The organism is Ruegeria sp. CDSC045 (assembly GCF_059610725.1).
Genome location: NZ_JBXWOE010000003.1, coordinates 212,984 through 233,219, shown reverse-complemented (window position 1 = coordinate 233,219; position 20,236 = coordinate 212,984). Strand labels below are relative to the sequence as shown.

Annotated in this window: 20 protein-coding genes and 2 tRNA genes; 11 read left to right on the top strand and 11 right to left on the bottom strand. The window is 57.2% G+C overall.

The annotated features are described in order from the left end of the window. Positions 1-18: 18 nt before the first annotated feature. From AC2FH6_RS08440 to mraZ, 4 genes are read right to left on the bottom strand one after another with little or no spacing between them, the layout of a single operon-like run. Positions 19-1,806 carry a peptidoglycan D,D-transpeptidase FtsI family protein gene (locus tag AC2FH6_RS08440; protein WP_496702078.1) on the bottom strand — a complete coding sequence of 596 codons (1,788 nt, stop codon included), beginning with the start codon at positions 1,804-1,806 and terminating at the stop codon, positions 19-21. Then, a complete protein-coding gene (ftsL, locus tag AC2FH6_RS08435; protein WP_496702076.1) occupies positions 1,803-2,171 on the bottom strand; it encodes a cell division protein FtsL in 369 nt (122 codons plus the stop codon). Before ftsL ends, AC2FH6_RS08440 begins: the two co-directional genes overlap by 4 nt. Further along, positions 2,168-3,160 carry a 16S rRNA (cytosine(1402)-N(4))-methyltransferase RsmH gene (rsmH, locus tag AC2FH6_RS08430; RefSeq protein ID WP_496702208.1) on the bottom strand — a complete coding sequence of 331 codons (993 nt, stop codon included), beginning with the start codon at positions 3,158-3,160 and terminating at the stop codon, positions 2,168-2,170. Before rsmH ends, ftsL begins: the two co-directional genes overlap by 4 nt. A gap of 4 nt (positions 3,161-3,164) precedes the next feature. Continuing rightward, a complete protein-coding gene (gene mraZ, locus AC2FH6_RS08425; RefSeq protein WP_142635055.1) occupies positions 3,165-3,668 on the bottom strand; it encodes a division/cell wall cluster transcriptional repressor MraZ in 504 nt (167 codons plus the stop codon). Positions 3,669-4,549: 881 nt separating this feature from the next. Here mraZ and AC2FH6_RS08420 point away from each other — a divergent pair. After that, positions 4,550-4,774 (top strand): DUF1127 domain-containing protein, encoded by a 225-nt coding sequence (locus AC2FH6_RS08420; RefSeq protein ID WP_496702074.1) that lies wholly within the window; start codon positions 4,550-4,552, stop codon positions 4,772-4,774. Between the two features lie 394 nt (positions 4,775-5,168). On the opposite strand, the gene AC2FH6_RS08415 is transcribed toward AC2FH6_RS08420, so the two are convergent. Continuing rightward, positions 5,169-7,565, bottom strand: coding sequence for an ATP-dependent helicase (locus AC2FH6_RS08415; protein ID WP_496702072.1), 2,397 nt, complete (start codon positions 7,563-7,565; stop codon positions 5,169-5,171). 181 nt (positions 7,566-7,746) lie between these two features. Here AC2FH6_RS08415 and AC2FH6_RS08410 point away from each other — a divergent pair, with 181 nt between their 5' ends. After that, complete coding sequence (locus AC2FH6_RS08410; RefSeq protein WP_496702206.1) at positions 7,747-9,534, top strand: sensor domain-containing diguanylate cyclase; 1,788 nt, start codon at positions 7,747-7,749, stop codon at positions 9,532-9,534. Between the two features lie 601 nt (positions 9,535-10,135). Next, the gene (locus AC2FH6_RS08405; protein WP_496702070.1) at positions 10,136-13,573 is read left to right on the top strand and encodes a pyruvate carboxylase; all 3,438 of its coding nucleotides are present in this window, start codon (positions 10,136-10,138) and stop codon (positions 13,571-13,573) included. A gap of 53 nt (positions 13,574-13,626) precedes the next feature. Here AC2FH6_RS08405 and AC2FH6_RS08400 read toward each other — a convergent pair whose 3' ends face one another. From AC2FH6_RS08400 to AC2FH6_RS08390, 3 genes are all read right to left on the bottom strand, one after another. After that, the gene (locus tag AC2FH6_RS08400) at positions 13,627-14,073 is read right to left on the bottom strand and encodes a hypothetical protein (RefSeq protein WP_496702068.1); all 447 of its coding nucleotides are present in this window, start codon (positions 14,071-14,073) and stop codon (positions 13,627-13,629) included. Positions 14,074-14,102: 29 nt separating this feature from the next. After that, positions 14,103-14,486, bottom strand: coding sequence for a hypothetical protein (locus AC2FH6_RS08395; protein ID WP_496702066.1), 384 nt, complete (start codon positions 14,484-14,486; stop codon positions 14,103-14,105). Positions 14,487-14,688: 202 nt separating this feature from the next. Next, positions 14,689-15,072, bottom strand: a complete 384-nt coding sequence (locus tag AC2FH6_RS08390; protein ID WP_496702064.1) for an MAPEG family protein — start codon at positions 15,070-15,072, stop codon at positions 14,689-14,691. A 201-nt stretch (positions 15,073-15,273) separates the two neighbouring features. Here AC2FH6_RS08390 and AC2FH6_RS08385 point away from each other — a divergent pair. The 3 genes from AC2FH6_RS08385 (at position 15,274) to AC2FH6_RS08375 (ending at position 15,668) form a co-directional block, all read left to right on the top strand. Next, positions 15,274-15,348 (top strand) — tRNA-Gly (locus tag AC2FH6_RS08385). Positions 15,349-15,381: 33 nt separating this feature from the next. Further along, positions 15,382-15,456 (top strand) — tRNA-Gly (locus AC2FH6_RS08380). 56 nt (positions 15,457-15,512) lie between these two features. Continuing rightward, positions 15,513-15,668: a hypothetical protein gene (locus tag AC2FH6_RS08375; protein WP_496701642.1), complete on the top strand. Its 156-nt coding sequence runs from the start codon at positions 15,513-15,515 to the stop codon at positions 15,666-15,668. Here AC2FH6_RS08375 and AC2FH6_RS08370 read toward each other — a convergent pair. Continuing rightward, a complete protein-coding gene (locus AC2FH6_RS08370) occupies positions 15,665-15,904 on the bottom strand; it encodes an Lrp/AsnC family transcriptional regulator (RefSeq protein ID WP_142636899.1) in 240 nt (79 codons plus the stop codon). The two genes, AC2FH6_RS08375 and AC2FH6_RS08370, sit on opposite strands and share 4 nt — an antisense overlap. A 154-nt stretch (positions 15,905-16,058) precedes the next feature. Here AC2FH6_RS08370 and hisB point away from each other — a divergent pair, with 154 nt between their 5' ends. Together hisB and hisH are read left to right on the top strand one after the other, a co-directional pair. Beyond that, positions 16,059-16,646 (top strand): imidazoleglycerol-phosphate dehydratase HisB, encoded by a 588-nt coding sequence (gene hisB / locus AC2FH6_RS08365; RefSeq protein ID WP_142636880.1) that lies wholly within the window; start codon positions 16,059-16,061, stop codon positions 16,644-16,646. Further along, a complete protein-coding gene (gene hisH, locus AC2FH6_RS08360; protein WP_496701640.1) occupies positions 16,647-17,285 on the top strand; it encodes an imidazole glycerol phosphate synthase subunit HisH in 639 nt (212 codons plus the stop codon). A gap of 4 nt (positions 17,286-17,289) precedes the next feature. Here the strand turns inward: hisH and AC2FH6_RS08355 are convergent, their stop codons facing one another. Further along, positions 17,290-17,697, bottom strand: a complete 408-nt coding sequence (locus AC2FH6_RS08355; protein ID WP_496701638.1) for a DUF2147 domain-containing protein — start codon at positions 17,695-17,697, stop codon at positions 17,290-17,292. A 134-nt stretch (positions 17,698-17,831) separates the two neighbouring features. On the opposite strand from AC2FH6_RS08355, the gene hisA reads away from it, so the two are divergent. Continuing rightward, a complete protein-coding gene (gene hisA / locus AC2FH6_RS08350; protein ID WP_496690915.1) occupies positions 17,832-18,551 on the top strand; it encodes a 1-(5-phosphoribosyl)-5-[(5-phosphoribosylamino)methylideneamino]imidazole-4-carboxamide isomerase in 720 nt (239 codons plus the stop codon). 1 nt (position 18,552) lies between these two features. Here hisA and AC2FH6_RS08345 read toward each other — a convergent pair whose 3' ends face one another. Next, positions 18,553-18,945, bottom strand: a complete 393-nt coding sequence (locus tag AC2FH6_RS08345; protein WP_496690916.1) for a DUF302 domain-containing protein — start codon at positions 18,943-18,945, stop codon at positions 18,553-18,555. A 170-nt stretch (positions 18,946-19,115) separates the two neighbouring features. On the opposite strand from AC2FH6_RS08345, the gene hisF reads away from it, so the two are divergent. Continuing rightward, positions 19,116-19,877: an imidazole glycerol phosphate synthase subunit HisF gene (hisF, locus tag AC2FH6_RS08340; protein WP_496702060.1), complete on the top strand. Its 762-nt coding sequence runs from the start codon at positions 19,116-19,118 to the stop codon at positions 19,875-19,877. Further along, positions 19,874-20,191, top strand: a complete 318-nt coding sequence (locus tag AC2FH6_RS08335) for a phosphoribosyl-ATP diphosphatase (protein WP_142636868.1) — start codon at positions 19,874-19,876, stop codon at positions 20,189-20,191. The genes hisF and AC2FH6_RS08335 overlap by 4 nt, the downstream gene beginning before the upstream one ends. Positions 20,192-20,236 lie beyond the last annotated feature (45 nt).

The window sequence follows — 20,236 nt, the reverse complement described above, 5'->3', positions numbered from 1 at the left end:
CCACCTTTCGCCGGACGCCTAATTCGAGGTCAGCGTTATAGCAGCGCGCGCCTCAGGCTCAAGCCGGGGGCGCAATCCCAACAAGGGCGCGACACGCCCGATCAGCTCCGCAGCCACAGGTACGGCTGTCCACCCTGCTGTACGGCGTTTTTCGCCATAGGCCACGATGGAAGGTTCATCCAGAGTGACGATCAGCACGTATTTCGGATCATAGGCCGGGAAGATCGTCGCAAAAGTGGCGATGACTTTGTCATCATAGTACCCACCGCGCGGTTTCGGTTTGTCTGCCGTACCGGTTTTACCTGCCACGTCATAGCCGACGACATCGCCAAAGCTGGCGGTGCCATCGGTGACAACCTTGCGCAGCATCTTCTGCGCCTGCGTCGCCGCCCCCAGAGACATCACGCGCGGGCCATATTGTGACCCGCTCCGGCGCAAAATGGTCGGGCTGACATAATATCCGCCATTGGCAATCGCCGCATATCCCGCCGCCAGATGCATCGGGCTGGTCGACAGGCCATGGCCATAGGAAATGGTCACGGTGCTCAGCTCGCCCCATTTTTTGGGCTTGAGCGGTTCGCCGCCTTTGGCTTCGACAATCTCAAACGGGGTCGGTTCGAACATGCCCAGCGAACGCAGGAATTCCTGTTGCCGCTGCGAACCGATCTGCAGCGCCAGACGCCCGGTCCCCCGGTTCGAGCTGTGGACGATCACATCCGCCACGCTGATCTTGCCGTAATTCTTGCCGTTGAACTCACCAATCGGAAAACGACCGATTTTCATCGGACCCGAGGTGTCGATGATCGTTTCAGAATTCACCAGACCAAGCTGAATTGCCTGCGCGGCGGTGAATATCTTGAACACCGATCCCAGCTCGTAAACGCCCTGCACATAGCGGTTGAACAAAGGGCTGTCCGATGGATCGAACCCCGACGTCGGGGGGCGCGGGCGATCATTGGGATCAAAGGATGGCAGCGACGCCGCCGAGATGACCTCGCCCGTATGCGCATCCATCAAAACGGCTGAGGCGCCTTTGGCGTTCATGATCTTCATGCCACCAAAAAGCACCTGCTCGACAGCGGCCTGTACGGTCAGATCCAGCGAGAGTTGCAGCGGCTTGTTTCCGTTGGCGGGGTCCCGCAGATAATCGTCGAATTGCTTTTCAATCCCGGCCACGCCTATCACCTCGGCAGCGCTCACGCCTTCACGCCCAAAACCTGACCCGCCAAGGATATGTGCTGCCAGCTTGCCATTCGGGTAAAGGCGCATTTCGCGGGGGCCAAACAGAATACCTGGATCACCGATGTCATGCACGGCTTGCTTCTGCTCGGGCGAGATACGCTTTTTGATCCACAGGAACTTGCGGTTGCCGGTGAAATCCTTGATCAGACGGTCTTTTTCCAAATCCGGGAAGATTGCCACCAGTTGATCCGCGGCGGCAATCGGGTCGATCATCAACGGCGGCTGGGCATAGACGGAATAGGTGTCCAGGTTGGTGGCCAGAATGCGCCCTTCGCGGTCAACAATATTGGCGCGCTGCATCGCGATTGTGGCACCGGGGGCGTTGGCCAAGGGCTCTTGCGCCTCGGATGTCGCAAGCATCCCCATCCGAACACCAACCACCGAGAAGGCGCAAAAGAAGAAAAGACCCAGCACCAGCAAACGGCCCTCGGCCCGAGCGCGGGCCCTGTCCTTCATATCTTCATGGCGCTTCTGGATGTTTTCGCGCTCGATAACCTTGGGGTTTTCACCGCGTGCGCGCGCATCCAGGACACGGGCCAGAGGGCGGAGGGGCGTGCGCGTCATGGGAACTGCACCTCTCCCAACGCCTTAATGTTGGTTATCGCCTGCAATTCGATGGGATCGACAATCGGAAGATCCGGATCCTCGGCGTAGGCAACCTGATCCGCGCGTCCGAACTGCTCTGCTCGCAAGGGCAGCAGGCCGAGACGTTCAAAATTCAGATCCGCCAGCTCTCGAAGACGATCAGGACGGTTCAAATAAGCCCATTCCGCATTCAGAACGGCCAGTCGGACCTGCGCCACGCCGATCTCTCGTTGCAGTGTTTGCGTTTTTTTCACAACTTGCTGGGTGCGGTAGTTCTCTTGATACGCCCAAAGGGCCACCCCGAACACGGCCAAGGCAGTCAACACATACAATACACTCTTCATTTTGCCCTTCCCCCTAGTTGCGGCATCCCAATGGCGCGGGCTTCAATTTCCCCTGCCGGAGCCTCGGTGCGCACCGCAACACGCAGCTTGGCTGAGCGCGAACGCGGATTTTCCTGCAATTCCTGATCGTCCGGCCCCACTGCCTTACGGGTTTTGAGCGCAAATTGCGGCTGGTCCTGCGCAATTTCGGGCGCATAACGATTTGCCCGACCTGTTTTGCCAGCCCGCGACTGAAAGAACCGCTTGACCATGCGGTCTTCGATCGAATGAAACGTCACAACAGCCAGCTGCCCGCCAGGTTTCAGCGCACGCTCAGCGGCCATCAGGCCCTGGAACAATTCTTCATATTCTGCATTTACCGCGATGCGCAGCCCCTGAAAGCTGCGTGTCGCGGGATGCGATTGACCGGGTTTGGGCCTGGGCAGACAGGATTCGATAAGCCCCACCAACCGCAAAGTGGTTGTGATCGGCTCTTCCGCCCGCGCCTTTACGATAGCCCTGGCAATTCGCCTGCTGGCGCGTTCTTCACCATAGTGAAACAGGATGTCGGCGAGCTGCGCTTCGCTTGCGGTGTTGACCAGATCAGCCGCGCTTTCGCCGTCCTGGCTCATGCGCATGTCCAGCGGGCCGTCCTTCATAAAGGAAAAGCCACGCTCGGCCAAATCCAGCTGCATCGAGGAAACCCCAAGGTCCAGCACCACCCCGTCCAAGTCCTGCGCGTATTCGTCCAGACGCGAAAAGACGCCGGGCTGCATCACCAGCCGATCACCATAGCCCTTGGCCCAGTCCGCAGCCATTTCAAAGGCCAGCGGATCACGATCAACGCCGACGACCTTGTCCGCGCCTGCCTCGAGCAGGCCACGGGTATATCCTCCGGCACCAAAGGTTCCGTCCAACCAAACACCCGACACCGGAGAGACCGCAGCCAGCAAAGGGCGCAATAATACCGGAATATGTGGTTTGTCAGAAGAGGTTTGCGCACCGGCCATGCCGTCACGCGTCCCCGACGCCATCTAGGAACACCAAAGGATCGAAATCCTCGGGTTGATCATCCAGCCATTCCTCGGCGGCCGCCAATTCATCAGACTCGTAGGTTTCAGGCTTCCAGATCTGGAACGTGTCGCCAGCGGCAATAAAGAAGGCTTCACCCTCTAAGTCAATCTTGCTGCGCAGCTTGGCGGGTAGAACCAGACGCCCTGTCTCATCCACGTTTGTCGGAAAGGATTGTCCGTGGAACATGCGCTGCAATGTCTTCCGCTGCATTGAACCCCGTGGAAGCGCATCAATCTTGGCGTCAACTTCGTCAATCGCCTGCATAGTATAGCATTCAAGGAATTTGCGCCGGTGGTCGCCATAAACAATTACAAGTTCGGGATTGTCACCGGGCTGCCAGTTGGGATCAGAAGCTTCAAGCACACGGCGAAACGAGGCCGGGATCGAGACCCTGCCCTTCGTGTCCACCTTATGGTGGCTTTCACCTCTAAACCTGCGCGCCAAGACGACTGTCCCTTTCGCTTGCGCCCCACTTGAAATTCTCACTCCCCCCAGAATTAAAACGGCGGGTTGATCTGCTGCCACTGATCAACCCGCCGCATTGACCCGCTTTGCGGGATGTCCAGCTGCGCGCGCCACCTGGGGGGATGTCTGCTCGCCCGCGCGCCGGATCTCTTGATTGATGAAAGCGAGATGCCTGTATGAAACCTGATTTTATTGGTTCGGGGTCGTTTAGCGCCCCATGTGCCTCGTCCTCATCGGATAACTAAGGGATGGCATGGGAATTCATGGAAATCAATAGAAAATTTCTCGCACTCACGTCCCAACTCACAATGTAATCGATAATAAAATGAATGGAAACTCTATTTTACACCAGAATTAGAACACAAATACCTTAAAGCAACCATATATAGACAAATCAGAGAAATTATGAGCGTCCCATGAATTCCCAACATTTTTTCACTTTCATCGATTCCCCGTAGATAGAGCCAGCAAATCCTCCATTCCAAACTACGAATCAACAAAGGTGGCTCGGTTCCCACGCACTCCCAAGTTACTAAAAACCACCTGAACCCACGATTTCCCATATACGCACGACCACAGCCATTCGGCTTCTTCGATAACCGTACCGAAGCAATCGGACCTTACGTCACGATCCTATGGTTTTCAGTGGAACCGCATTAGAAGCGACACCCTTGGCGCAACTCAAACCCATATTTTTAAGGCATATTCGATTGCCAACGTTCAACTCTTTGATATCCATGCATTTGCTGCATAGCAGCATTGACGACGTCAACTATTGTGCAATCGCAGCATTTGCTTATTTTCATCCTCAAGCAAACGCCGAAACACTTCGGCACCAACACACGAAACGGGTTACGCAGATGGGTGTAGCAACACAACAAACCGCTCTGAGAGGCGCTCCGGCATTCGGCCTGGCTTCGATGATCGAAACCGCAAAGACCCGGTTTGCACGCTATCGGGCCTACCGCCAGACGGTTAACGAACTGTCCGAGCTGTCCGATCGCGAGTTGGCCGACCTGGGCCTGCACCGCTCAATGATCCGTCGGCTGGCAATGCAGGCCGCAGAAGAACAATTCGCGCGTTAAGCGCACAGCAATACAGAGATCAGACCCTACTCCTCCCTTGGGTCTGTAATCTGCGGCAACGTCTCTCCTCCTCCCTGACGTTGCCGCCTTTTATACCGGCCCTGAACGCCGGAAGCAGATACATCGGGGCTCTCCTCCTCCCTGCCCTGATGTTGAAAGTACGCGGCGACGTCTCTCCTCCTCCCTGACGTCGCCGCGTCTTCCTCATACCGGGATCAAACCCGGGTTCGGATACATCGGGGCTCTCCTCCTCCCTGCCTTGGTGTTGAAAAGAACGGCGGTTTCCTTCCTCCTCCCTGGGAACCGCCGTTTTTCGTTTCTCCCAAAGAAAAAGGCGCCCACCCAGGCGCCTTTCAAAACATTGAGCATGCGCCGTCAGGCGCATTCCTTTTGGTTAAAACGGAACGTCGTCCTTCGGAAAAAGATACTGGGCAACAACCTTCTTGGTGCCCGCCTTGTCGAACGCGACCTCAACCTTGTCGCCCTCGATGCCCTCCACTGCGCCATAGCCGAATTTCTTGTGAAACACCCGCTCGCCCAGTGTGAAACTTGCCACTGCGGTTGCGTCGATCACCGTGTTGCGGGTTTCGCGCGGTTGCGACATGCCATATTGTCCCTGCCGCGCCTGCAGCCGTTTCCAGCCGGGTGAGTTATAGACATTAGCCTCAGCCGCGCGGGTTTCGATCCCGGCCGAGGGCTGCCCCCCGCCATAGAGCCCCGGAGGCGTCAGAACCTCGACATGCTCCTCGGGCAGTTCGTCAATAAACCGTGATGGCATCGAATTCTGCCATTGCCCGAACACCCGGCGGTTGGCGGCAAAGGAAATCGTACAGACCTCTTCGGCACGGGTGATGCCCACATAGGCTAGACGCCGTTCCTCTTCGAGCCCCTTGATTCCGGTCTCGTCCATCGACCGCTGCGACGGGAACAAGCCATCCTCCCACCCCGGCAGAAATACAGCAGGAAACTCAAGCCCTTTGGCCGCATGCAACGTCATGATCGAGACCTTTGCCCCATCCGTTTCCTTTTCATTGTCCATGACCAGGCTGACATGTTCCAAAAACCCTTGCAGGTTCTCGAAATTGTCCAGCTGGTTGACCAGTTCCTTGAGGTTTTCCAGCCGCCCCGGCGCCTCGGGCGTTTTCTCATTCTGCCAATGGGCGGTATAGCCGGACTCGTCCAGCACGATCTGCGCCAGTTCGATATGCGTGTGCTCGGGCGCGCCATAGCGGATCGGAGACACCCCGTCATCAATAAGGGTGTCATCATCCACTTCAATCCGTGGTCCACGTGTCATCGCATTCCACCGAGCCAGCCCGTCGATCAACTCGCGCAGCGCCTTGCCGCCCTTGCCCTTGATCAACCCCTGCTCGACTACGATCCGCGCGCCCTCGACCAGAGACACTCCGTTTTCACGCGCCACCACCTGAATGGTCTGCTGCGCCTTGTCCCCAAGGCCGCGCTTGGGCGTGTTCACGATCCTCTCGAACGCCAGATCATCCTCGGGGCTGACCACCAACCGGAAATAGGCCATGGCATCGCGAACCTCCATCCGCTCGTAAAACCGCGGCCCGCCGATCACCTTATAGGGCATCCCGATAGTCAGGAACCTATCCTCAAACGCGCGCATCTGGTGCGACGCACGCACGAGGATAGCCATTTCGTCCAAGTTCATCGGGCGCACGCCACGCGTCCCGACCTGCATCGCGTCAAGCTCTTCGCCGATCCAACGCGCCTCTTCCTCGCCATCCCAATGGCCGATCAGGCGAACCTTTTCGCCCTCTTCCCGGTCGGTCCAAAGCTCTTTACCCAGTCGTTTTTCATTGCCACGGATCACATTCGAGGCGGCGGCCAGAATATGCGGGGTCGAGCGATAGTTCTGCTCCAACCGCACCACGAAAGCGCCGGGGAAATCCTTTTCAAACCGCAGGATGTTACCCACCTCAGCCCCGCGCCAGCCATAGATCGACTGATCGTCATCGCCAACACAGCAGATATTCTTATGCCCCCCGGCCAGCAGACGCAGCCAGAGATATTGGGCGACATTGGTATCCTGATACTCGTCGACAAGGATGTAGCGGAACCAGCGTTGGTATTGCTCCAGCACATCCGGGTGGGTTTGAAAGATCGTCACCACGTGCAACAGCAGATCGCCGAAATCCACCGCATTCAGCTCACGCAGGCGGGTCTGGTATTGGGCATAAAGCTCAATGCCTTTGTTATTATAAGCTCCGGCATCCGCAGCAGGCACTCTATCTGGTGTCAGCGCGCGGTTTTTCCAGTCATCAATGATCCCGGCCAGCATCCGCGCAGGCCAGCGTTTGTCGTCGATATTGGCTGCCTGAGTCAGTTGCTTGAGCAAGCGCTTTTGGTCATCCGTATCCAAAATGGTAAAATTCGACTTGAGGCCCGCCAGTTCGGCATGGCGGCGCAACAGTTTGACGCAGATCGCGTGGAACGTTCCCAGCCACGGCATCCCTTCGGCAGGTCGGCCCAGCATGCGCCCGACCCGTTCTTTCATCTCGCGCGCGGCCTTGTTGGTGAAGGTCACGGCCAAAATCTCGTTCTCGCGTACCCGATGCGATCTGAGCAGATGGGTGATCCGCGCGGTCAGTGCCTTGGTCTTGCCCGTGCCGGCACCTGCCAGCATCAAAACCGGACCGTCCAGCCGCTCGACCGCTTCGCGCTGTGCCGGGTTGAGGTCGTTCAAATAGTCGGCAGCCACCGCAGGCATCGCCCGCGCCGACAGCGATGCGTCCTCGAAGGCGTCCATTTCGTCAAAACTGCTCATACGCTTAAACTACGCCGGATGGGCGCAAAGGGAAAGGCTTTGTTCACGGCTTGTTCACAAGCTTTTAAGATTTTCCTCGCGTTCAATTCTAACCAAATGAAGCGGTGTTCGACTGATGCCATTAACTCTCTGTAAAGCCTTAGGTCAGATGCTTGGCCCAAAGGTTTGGGAGCATATGGATATGGCATTGGCTGAGCGGGGGACGATCAATCATCGACTCAAATGGACCGGGATCACCCTATTGCTGATCAGCCTCGCCATTGGAGCGGGCTGGGGTGTCTATAGGCTTCCTGCGCCCTTGGTGGAACGGATGCTGCGGACAGATATCCTCAAACAGTCAGAATTGTGGAAACGCCGCGTTGTTTTGCATCTTGAAGACCCCGAAACAACGCTGCGAACCGGCCATATAGATGGGCATGACGCAGAGTTTCTGACCTCGATGCCCGAAGCATCGGATGTCTACCGGTTCAGGTTGTTCGACACGAGTGGACGCGTGGTCTGGTCCACTCGTCAAGGTGAGGTCGGCCTGCGCGAAGACAGCGCGTTCTTTCGCGCCGATGTTGCCCGGGGAATGGTGTACTATTTACAAGAAGTTGTGCCCCTATCCGAGATTGACGGCCTGGACTTGCACACAGGCAACATTCAGAACTCCAGTGCGCATCACATAGTCAAAGTCTTTATGCCGGTTACCAAAAACGGTCGCTTCATCGGTGCGATAGAGTTTTTTACCGATATCTCGGATTTGCGGGCGACCTTCATAACCCGGCTGAGAATTTCGCTGATCGTTCTAAGCGGTGTGGCCCTGTTGGCGCTGGCGATGGTGTCATTGGTGACCTACAGGACCAACCGGGCGCAACTGCGCTCTTTGCACAAACAATCCGAGAAAGAGCGTGATCTGATGGCGGACCAGCTCCGCCTGGCACGCGAGGTGCGGCTGCTAGGGGAGCTGAACGAGTGGCTGCAATCCAGCCGTTCTCTGGATGAGCTGTTCGACATGGTCTCACGTTTTATGACCCATATCCTGCCCGAAGCAGAGGGCAGCGTTTACGTCTACTCGAACTCGCGCGATGTGCTGGATGGATGTGCCAGCTGGAACGGCGGCACCCATAAAGCGCATATCCACCCCGAGGGGTGCTGGGGTCTGCGCCGGGGGCGTACCTATGAATTCGGCGCCTCCGAGATTGATTTCATCTGCGAACATGCGGAACCGCATGACGGCCGCCCGTATTTCTGCTTTCCAATTCTGGCGCATGGCGAAACAGTCGGCCTGCTGCATCTGCGCGCGCTTGAAGAGCGCGAAGAAGAGTTTCACGTCAGCAGGAAACTGGCGCAGCTCTGCGCTGAACAGATCAGCATGGCCATTGCAAATGTGAGGATGCGCGATCAGCTGCACGACCAGTCCGTGCGTGATCCTTTGACCGGACTGTTCAACCGTCGTCATATGACGGAAACCCTGCGCAAATCCATTTCGCGCAGTCAGCAGACCGGTGTACCGCTTAGCCTGATCGCCGTTGATGTGGACCACTTCAAAAAGTTCAACGATACCCATGGCCATGATGCAGGCGACATGGTCTTGCGCGCGGTCGGTGCCGCATTGGAGCAGGGCTGTGATCGGGATGAAATTGCCTGCCGCATCGGTGGTGAGGAATTCATGCTGATCTTGCCGGACAACACCCCGGATGACGCGGTGAGCCGTGCCGAGAAATTACGGCAGTCGGTCGAAGCGGTTTCGGTCCGATACGGTGACAAGTCGCTTCCGCGAATAACGATTTCGGTTGGTGTATCGCATTACCCGGCGCATGGCACCATGCCGCAAGATTTGATGCGCGCCGCCGATGACGCGCTGTATATGGCAAAAGACAAAGGGCGCAATCAGGTGCAAGTCGCCAAGGGAACGCCAACCGAAACCGGGTCCGCTGATAGCAACGGCCAAAAGGTTCGGACTTCAGGCCCAGTCGCGGCGGCGTGAAACTCTAGCTAATACTTAGCAAAAACTTCAGTTACTCGGCGCCTGACTGAGCGGGCAAGGTAGCCACTTCTATACTTGTTAGCTTTCACCAACATCTTGGCCACATCGCGATCTTGCCAACCGTCCTAGCCAGCCCTATCGCTTTTGAGCGGCACAATCCCTAGACTCTTAAACGGTCGGTGATCTTTCAGAGGATCGGATAAAGAAGTAACGCAATGATTTGAGGCAAGCAGCACGCAAACGATCTGCCCAAAACCTCTCGGGGCTGCACATCCACGATAACCGGACACGGTCAGGCCTTTCGTTCCCAACGTTCTTGAAGTCAATCGGCTCGGCACCCGGCACGACCATGCGCGCAACTTGCCTGCTATGTCGAAACTTGGCAAAGCATCTGCCGACCGTGGCCAAAAAGTCCATAATGAACACGCCAAATCACGCCGCAATTCACCAGTCTTGATGCCGCAGCGCAGCAAGGCTATCAAGCATTCACCAACAGGAGGCGTTTGCGAGCGTTAACATGCCGGTTCTACCCAAATCACCGATATACCTGCGCGTATTGTTCGCCTAGAAGTTCGCCAAACAAACAGGACCGGGACCTGATATGACACATTTCGACAAGATCCTGATCGCCAACCGCGGCGAGATTGCCATTCGCGTGATGCGCGCAGCGAATGAGATGGGCAAACGCACAGTCGCCGTATATGCGGAAGAGGACAAGCTTGGCTTGCACCGTTTCAAGGCGGACGAGGCCTATCGCATCGGCGAGGGGATGGGGCCGGTTGCGGCTTACCTCAGCATTGACGAGATTATTCGCGTGGCCAAGGAATGTGGTGCGGATGCCATCCACCCGGGCTATGGCTTGTTGTCGGAAAACCCAGATTTCGTGGATGCCTGCGTCCAGAACGGGATCACCTTCATTGGACCAAAGGCCGAAACCATGCGCGCCTTGGGCGACAAGGCCAGCGCCCGCCGCGTGGCCATCGCCGCCGGAGTTCCGGTGATCCCTGCGACCGAAGTGCTGGGCGACGATATGGACGCGATCCGGTCACAAGCCAAAGAGATCGGATATCCCCTGATGCTCAAAGCATCCTGGGGCGGAGGTGGCCGCGGCATGCGCCCAATCGAATCCGAGGACGAACTGGAAGAAAAGGTCCTGGAAGGCCGCCGCGAAGCCGAGGCTGCCTTTGGCAATGGCGAGGGCTATTTGGAAAAGATGATTATCCGCGCCCGCCATGTCGAAGTGCAGATTCTGGGCGACAAACATGGCGAAATTTACCATCTGTATGAGCGCGATTGCTCGGTCCAGCGCCGTAATCAGAAAGTCGTGGAACGCGCGCCTGCCCCGTATCTCAGCGAAGAACAACGCGCGGAAATCTGCGAACTGGGCCGCAAGATTTGCGCCCATGTAAATTATGAATGCGCAGGCACCGTCGAGTTCCTGATGGATATGGAAACCAGCAAGTTCTACTTCATCGAGGTGAACCCGCGCGTTCAGGTGGAACATACCGTCACCGAGGAAGTCACAGGTATCGACATTGTGCAGGCACAGATCCTGATCGCCGAGGGCAAATCGTTGGCCGAAGCCACCGGCGCCGCCAGCCAAGCGGATGTGCACCTGAACGGTCATGCCCTTCAGACCCGGATCACAACCGAAGACCCGCAGAACAACTTCATTCCCGACTACGGTCGCATCACCGCATACCGCTCGGCTACTGGCATGGGTATTCGCCTGGATGGCGGCACGGCCTATGCGGGTGGTGTAATCACGCGGTACTACGACTCGCTGCTGACCAAGGTCACGGCCTGGGCCCCGACGCCACAGGCCGCGATTTCGCGAATGGACCGAGCGCTGCGCGAGTTCCGTATTCGTGGCGTCAGCACCAATATCGACTTTGTCATCAACCTGCTGAAACACCCGACCTTCCTGTCGAATGAATACACCACCAAGTTCATTGACACGACGCCCGAGCTGTTCACCTTTAAACGACGCCGTGACAGGGGCACCAAGGTTCTAACCTATATTGCGGATATCACCGTGAATGGGCATCCCGAAACCAAGGATCGTCCCGAACCGCGTACCGATCTGAAAGAGGCCAAGGCCCCGGCTCTGAAAAGTGAACCGCAGATGGGCACCCGCAATCTGCTAGAACAAAAGGGCCCGCAGGCGGTGGCCGATTGGATGAAGGCTCAGCGCCAGTTGCTGATCACCGACACCACGATGCGCGACGGGCACCAGTCGCTGCTGGCGACGCGGATGCGGTCGATCGACATGATCAAAGTGGCCCCGAGCTATGCGGCCAACCTGCCGCAGCTGTTCAGCGTCGAATGCTGGGGCGGCGCCACTTTCGATGTGGCTTATCGGTTCTTGCAGGAATGTCCATGGCAACGTCTGCGTGACCTGCGCGAGGTGATGCCGAACCTGATGACCCAGATGCTTTTGCGCGGTGCAAACGGGGTTGGATACACCAACTACCCCGACAACGTGGTACAGGAATTCGTTCGTCAGGCGTCAGAAAATATCGACGTGTTTCGCGTCTTCGACTCTCTCAACTGGGTCGAAAATATGCGGGTCGCGATGGATGCGGTGGTCGAGAACGGTAAAATCTGTGAAGGCACCGTTTGCTATACTGGCGATATTCTGGACCCGAACCGTGCCAAATATGACCTAAAATACTATGTTGGCATGGCGAAAGAGCTGCGCGATGCCGGGGCTCATATTCTGGGCCTGAAAGACATGGCCGGCCTGCTGAAACCAGCCTCGGCCAAGATTTTGATCCGTGCGCTGAAAGAAGAGGTCGGGTTGCCAATCCACTTCCACACGCACGACACTGCCGGTATCGCCAGCGCCACCATTCTGGCCGCCTCCGAGGCGGGTGTGGACGCAGTGGATTGCGCGATGGACAGCTTCAGTGGCAACACTTCTCAGGCGACATTGGGCACTGTGGTCGAAGCGCTGCGCCATACGGAACGCGACACCAGTCTGGACATCAAGGCCATCCGCGAAATCAGCGACTATTTCGAGGTGGTCCGAGGCCAGTATGCGGCCTTTGAATCTAGCCTGCAGGCCCCTGCATCCGAGGTATATCTGCACGAGATGCCCGGTGGCCAGTTCACCAACCTCAAGGCTCAGGCGCGCAGCCTTGGCCTGGAAGAGCGTTGGCATGAAGTGGCGCAGATGTATGCGGACGTGAACCAGATGTTCGGCGATATCGTCAAAGTCACGCCTTCGTCAAAAGTGGTTGGCGATATGGCGCTGATGATGGTCAGCCAGGGGCTGACGCGCGCCGATGTCGAAAACCCGGACTCGGATGTGGCCTTCCCGGATTCGGTCATCGACATGATGCGCGGCAATCTGGGGCAGCCTCCGGGCGGGTTCCCTGATGCGATCATCAGCAAGGCGCTTAAGGGCGAAAGCCCCAACACTGACCGCCCCGGCAAAGACGTACCCCCGGTCGATCTGGAGGAAACGCGCGCCGAGCTATCCAAACAACTGGACGGCAAAGAGGTCGACGACGAGGATCTGAACGGATACCTGATGTATCCCAAGGTGTTCCTTGATTACATGGGTCGCCATCGGATCTATGGCCCCGTCCGCACCCTGCCCACGCGCACATTCTTCTATGGAATGGAGCCCGGCGAAGAGATCGCCGCGGAAATCGATCCCGGCAAGACTCTGGAAATTCGCTGTCAGGCCATCGGTGAAACCGATGAAAATGGTGAGGTCAAAGTGTTCTTTGAACTGAACGGTCAGCCCCGTGTGATCCGGGTGCCAAACCGTTTGGTGACATCAACCACGCAGGCCCGACCCAAAGCAGAAATCGGCAACCTCGCACATATCGGCGCACCGATGCCGGGTGTCGTGGCAACCGTTGCGGTTACTGCGGGACAAGAGGTCAAAGAAGGCGATATGCTTTTGACCATCGAGGCCATGAAGATGGAGACTGGCATTCACGCCGAAAGGGACGCCGTAGTCAAAGCCATCCACGTTCAGCCAGGCGGTCAAATTGACGCCAAGGACCTGCTGATCGAGCTGGAATAGCAAAAAAAGGCGCGCCTCTGGGGCGCGCCTTTTCCATTTCATTGGGTTAAGGTTCAGCCGTCTACGGTTTCTTCTTCAACCTCATCTTCGACCAATGCCTTTTCTGTTTCATCATCAGAAACATCATAATCCGCAAGCGCCGGCAGACCCAGCAGGTCGTGCAGCTCGTTCAGGGCGTCGTCAGACAACTCGCGACCGCCGGTCAGAGTATCCAGAGCCTCTTGCGGGTCAGAAGATCCGGCCAGGTTTGTCTCGGCCTCCTCTACAGCCAGCTCAGCCGCTTCGACCGCGTCGTCGTACTTGTCCTGAGCGGTGATGCCCTCGGCAAGCTCGTCCTCGGTCGGCTCATAGGCCTCTTCGATCTCTTCTGCGGTCAGTTCCTGCAGGTCTTCCAGTTCGTCGTTCTTATCCTGCAGATCTGTCGTCGCGTCGGTATGACCAAGGATGTTCTGCTGATAAGAGGACAGCTTTCCTGGCATACTGTTCGGGGACGCATTCATGAGAGCCGTTTGTCTGGCATGGGCCGCGTTCAGACCTTTAAGCTCCGATGCAATTTGCCGTGCTTGTTGGGGTGAACCAGCTTCTCATCAACGACAGCAGTGGTAACTTTGGTCATCTTGGCAGGTTTCTTATTGCCCTTGACCAGATTACCAATCGAAGCGACCAGCCCGTTTTTCTTTTGAGTCGTAGCGCCCGTTTTGGCAGTTTTTTGCTTTTTTAGGCCAAGACTGGCGAGCAACCCTTTGCCCGTCCCCTTTTTACCCGAGGACTTGCCACCTTTCACCTGTGAGGACTTGTCGCCAGACTTATCCGCGCCGTTCCCATTTCCACCACCATTGCCTTTGCCAGCGCCATTGCCTTTGCCGCCACCATTTTTGGCGATGGCCATATCAGGTGCGGCAACAACTGCCACAAAGCTTACAGCGCCAAGCAGCAGAAATGAGGTGCAACTACACGCGAAAGTAACAAGAACCGCTTCATATTATTCACCTGTCCTTCTTGAGCAGTGGCAGCAGATACCACAAAATCAAGCACCTGAGACAACGTTGACAGTTAGTTAATAATTGAATCTGGGTAAAACGGTGGCCTTTTTCGGCGTGAGCGACCCACCGCGCTCACACCGCCAACACAATATTGGCTATTGCAGCTACGAGGATTGAACCAAATGTCAGCAGCATTCCGATTTGCCTGAGGATAACGATCTGCGGAGACCTGCCAAACCCATATGCATGAAGCAGGCGACCACCCAGCAAGGCCAATCCCAACAGGTTCAACAGCAACCCGCTGGCGCCCTGCAATTCAACCATTGCCATCAATAACAGCGCAAACGGCGCGTATTCGGCGAAATTGCCATGAGTCCGGATCGCCTTGATCATTTGCCCCTTGCCACCATCCCCGTAGGAAACCTTTTCGCCCCGTCGGTGGCCAATGACCCGAAGGCTCAGCGCCAGATACAAAAAGGCGGCTATTGCCGCATAAACCGGTGTAATTGTCAGCATGGGTGGCTCCGTCTATTAATATTCCTAAGCTCTGGGCAAAGCTTAACGCGGAATCTCGACCGGTCCAGTTGAACCGGGCTGCTGCTACGCGAGGTCAAGTCTGTCTGGATTTCCTCCGCACGAGAAGATTTTTTGCAAAAGTCGCGTTTTTCCCCTTGCAGCTTTCCGCCAGAATTAATACTTCACGCCTCACTCAACGGCGCGGGCGTAGCTCAGGGGTAGAGCATAACCTTGCCAAGGTTAGGGTCGGGCGTTCGAATCGCCTCGCCCGCTCCATTGAGAGGTCTCCGGACCAAATATGTATCTGATGCGGGCGTAGCTCAGGGGTAGAGCATAACCTTGCCAAGGTTAGGGTCGGGCGTTCGAATCGCCTCGCCCGCTCCAGATACAAACCCTCTCACTCAACGCTGTTTTCTTATGGCGCGGCCTGCTGAAAAAGCATGACCCGCGTATATGTTCATATGCCGCAACCGAACAAAGCCACCTTCACATTGGCCGCGCGGGCGGCGCGTAAGAACGTCTTTGACACCGCGCCGAAGCACTCCAATCACGACCCGGACCGAATCTTCCGCGTGACCACGTTTGAGCAGGGCTAGAAGGCCTTGAACGTCATTGTGGTCAGCGAGCGTTCTATACCCGAGATCACCAGCAGATTTTCATTGATGAAATGTCCCACATCCTCGGCCTCGGGGATGTAAAGCTTCAGCAGCAGGTCATATTCGCCGCTGGTAGAGTAGAGCTCCGAGTGGATTTCGCGCAACGCGATCTCTTCAGCCACCTTGTAAGTGGTGCCGGGTTTGCAGCGGATCTGGATGAAAACACAGGTGGACATGGGCCGAGCCTTGTTGGTTGAGTTGGCCGCAGGCTGACATGGGCTGCGCCCGGGCGCAATCCCCTGCAACAGTTTGCGGCGATTGCGACGGATGGTCTGGATCAACCCGCCCTACCCCGTCTATAAGCACGCCTGTAGTAAAAGGAATTCGCCCATGCGCAGCGCAAAGATCAGCCGTCAGACCGCCGAAACCGAGATCACGGTCGAGGTCAATCTGGATGGGACTGGCCAGTATGACAACCAGACCGGCGTCGGTTTCTTTGACCACATGCTGGATCAGTTAGCGCGCCATTCTCTGATCGACATGACGATCCGTGCCAAGGGCGATTACCACATCGACGACCACCACACGGTCGAGGACACCGGAATCGCACTGGGGCAAGCGTTGACACAGGCCTTGGGCGACAAAAAGGGCATCCGGCGGTATGGCGAATGTCACCTGCCGATGGACGATGCACAGGTGCGCTGTGCGCTGGATCTGTCAGGGCGACCGTTTCTGATCTGGAACGTAGACCTGCCGACTCCCAAGATTGGCACCTTCGACACTGAACTGGTGCGCGAGTTCTTTCAGGCGCTGGCCACTCATGGCGGCATCACTCTGCATATCGACCAGTTGCACGGGTTCAACAGCCACCACATCGCAGAAGCGGCGTTCAAAGCTGTCGCGCGCGCATTGCGCGACGCGGTTGAGACCGATGCGCGCAAAGCAGATGCGATTCCGTCGACCAAGGGCGCGTTGTAAATGCTCACCGCCATTGTCGACTATGAAAGCGGCAATCTGCATTCCGCTGAAAAGGCGTTTCAGCGCATGGCGCGTGAACTGGACGCCGGCGAGGTCGTAGTAACTTCAGACGCGGATGTCGTTGCACGAGCCGACCGGCTGGTACTGCCCGGTGACGGCGCTTTCCCTGCCTGCGCGGCCGAGCTGCGCGGGCACAAGGGTATCTATGACGCGATGGTCGAAGCGGTCGAGCAGAAAGCCCGCCCATTTCTGGGTATCTGCGTGGGTATGCAGCTGATGGCCTCGAAAGGTCATGAGTACACTGACACCGATGGGTTGGACTGGATTGCCGGGGATGTGGTGCAAATTGCGCCGTCAGACCGGTCGCTGAAAGTGCCGCATATGGGTTGGAACGATCTGGTGTTGGAAAGCGAACACCCTGTCTTTGCCGGGGTCACATCAGGCGATCACGCCTATTTCGTCCACTCATACCATTTCCGGGTCAGCGATCCCGCACAGCGTCTGGCATATGTGGATTACGGTCAGGACGTCACGGCCGTAATTGGCCGTGACACTATGGTCGGGATGCAGTTCCATCCTGAGAAAAGCCAGGATGTGGGCCTGCGCATGATCGGGAATTTCCTGACCTGGACGCCCTGAGCGGTTACTGAACCCGTGTCCAGTCCTGCCCGCGACACACCAATCCACCCGCAACACAACCTTTGACGGTCAGCTTGTTCTGGCTGTCCAGGGTCATTTTCGAGCTGTAGGTCTTGTCTCTGTCCGGAGCCCAGATCTTGCCCCCGCCATAGGTGCCGTCGCCATCGGACACCATATCCCAGATGATCTGCTTGCCGAGATTTTCATATTCCAGCTGTTCATTCCCGTCTTTGTCAAAAGCGGTATCGATGGTACCGCAAATCGCGCTTCCGCATTCGGCGATCGAAACATGCAGATATCCGCCGGTGTCTCCGGGTTGGGTTTTCCAAAGACCATCAACCGGGTCGGCCATCGCCGCTCCCGAAATCAGAGATGCCAGCCCCAAGGCTGCTGCAAAAGTTGTTTTCTTCATAAAATCCTCCCTATTTGACCAGCACTCTGGCGCGCTGGTGGACGTGGGGCAAGATTGACTTTGCGTCGCGTTGCATCCCCTGCCCTGCCTGTGCGATATCCCGCCGGGAAAACAGCGATTCAAGGCCTGACAACATGATCCTCTATCCTGCCATCGACCTCAAAGACGGACAGGCCGTGCGCCTGCTGCGCGGAGAAATGGACAAAGCGACCGTGTTCAATGAAGACCCCGCCGCCCAGGCCCGTGCCTTTGTCGACGCGGGTTGCGAATGGCTACATCTGGTTGACCTGAACGGTGCCTTTGCCGGTGAGCCGGTCAACGCCGCCCCAGTCGAGGCAATTCTGAAGGAATGCAACGTTCCCGCCCAGCTTGGCGGCGGTATCCGCGACATGGCCACCATTGAAACCTGGATCGACAAAGGTCTAGCCCGAGTGATTCTGGGCACAATCGCGGTCGAGAACCCGGATCTGGTGCGCAAGGCGGCCAAAGCCTTTCCCGGCAAAGTTGCCGTTGGCATTGATGCCCGCAACGGCATGGTCGCGACCAAAGGCTGGGCTGAAGAGACGAATGTGCAGGTCACTGATCTGGCGCGCAGCTTCGAGGATGCCGGCGTTGCTGCAATCATCTATACTGATATCAACCGCGATGGCGCGATGCAGGGCCCTAACATTGAGGCCACCGCGGACTTGGCCCGTGCCGTATCGATCCCGGTGATCGCGTCAGGCGGCGTCAGCTCATTGGATGATCTGATTGCTCTGCGTGATTGCGGTGTGGAACTGAACGGCGCGATTTCCGGCCGGGCGCTGTATGACGGCGCGATTGACCTGGCAGAGGCCATTCGCGCCCTGACCTGATTTACTGCGCGGCAGCCGCAGTCAGCTTTGCCAGCGCCCCGCGCATTTTCTCGATGATCGGAGAGTTTTCAACCGCGTCGAACTCATCCATCGTCTCTTTTGGATCTTCATAGATCAGCCAAACCTGACCGTCGGCATCTTCATACGCTTGCACCTTGAGCGGCAGGAACAGTCCGGCACGGGGGTCGATCTGCATTGCAGGCGTACCCAGCGCAGGATTGCCGAAAATCAGCACCTGATTGGGCGGGATCGGCGTTCCGACCTTTTCAGCTCCGGCGGCGTGGTCGATCCGCGCAAAAACCGTTGCACCCGCGTTGCCAATCGCCGTCTCAAGCGCGTCCAGCGCCTGGGTCACCGATTTGTCGGTCTTCATCTTGATGATATCGTCAGCCATTGCGGCAGCTGCTCCTGCGAAAATGAAAGTGGTTGCTAAAAAGAGTCTACGCATCTCATTGATCTCCTGATGAATTGGGGACAGTTTTCACAGGTTCCAGAGTTGTGACAATCACAAGTCTGGCATCGGCGGGGCTTTGCCGTTAGAGGTGCGCCAACAAAGGACGAGAGATGCTGAAAACCCGTATCATACCCTGTCTGGATGTCGCCGATGGCCGCGTTGTCAAAGGTGTTAACTTTGTTGGCCTGCGCGATGCGGGTGACCCGGTGGAATCCGCCAAGGCCTATGATGCGGCAGGCGCTGACGAGATTTGCTTTCTGGACATCCATGCCACCCATGAAAACCGCGGGACCATGTTCGATGTGGTGCAGCGCACAGCGGAACAGTGCTTTGTACCCCTGACCGTTGGCGGCGGCGTGCGGACCAAGGAAGACGTGCGCGCTCTGTTGCTGGCCGGTGCAGACAAGGTCAGCTTCAACTCGGCGGCAGTGGCAAACCCGGATGTGATCTCCCAAGCCGCCGATCAATTCGGCAGCCAGTGCATCGTCTGTGCCATCGACGCCAAGACCGTCAGCCCCGGCAAGTGGGAAATTTTTACTCATGGCGGACGCAAGCCCACTGGCATCGACGCGGTTGAGTTCGCCAAAACCGTCGTCGCCAAGGGCGCGGGTGAGATTCTGCTGACTTCGATGGATCGCGATGGTACCAAAGCCGGGTTCAACTTGCCGCTGACACGCGCCATTTCGGATGCTGTGAATGTACCAGTGATCGCCTCGGGCGGGGTTGGAACTCTGGATCATCTGGTCGAAGGCGTCACCGAAGGCGGTGCCAGCGCTGTCCTTGCCGCATCGATCTTTCACTTCGGCGAATTCACCATCCGCGAGGCCAAGGAACACATGGCCGCCGCTGGCATCCCGATGAGGCTGACATGAGCATTCTGCACGAGCTGGCCCAAACGATTGAGGCCCGCAAAGGGACGGATCCTGAAGGCAGCTGGACCGCCAAGCTGTTGGCCAAAGGCCCCGAGAAATGCGCCGAGAAATTCGGCGAAGAGGCGGTTGAGGCCATCATCGAGGCGGTCAAGGGCGATCAGGCCAAGCTGACCTCAGAGGCGGCGGATGTACTGTATCACCTGCTGGTCATGCTGGCCGCGCGCGATGTGGCGCTGGATGATGTGCTGGCCGAACTGGCCCGGCGTCAGGGCACCAGCGGCATCGCGGAAAAGGCCGCGCGACCCAAGGGGTGACGCAGGTGTTGTCGATCCATTATTCTGATCCTGACAGGTTCGCAG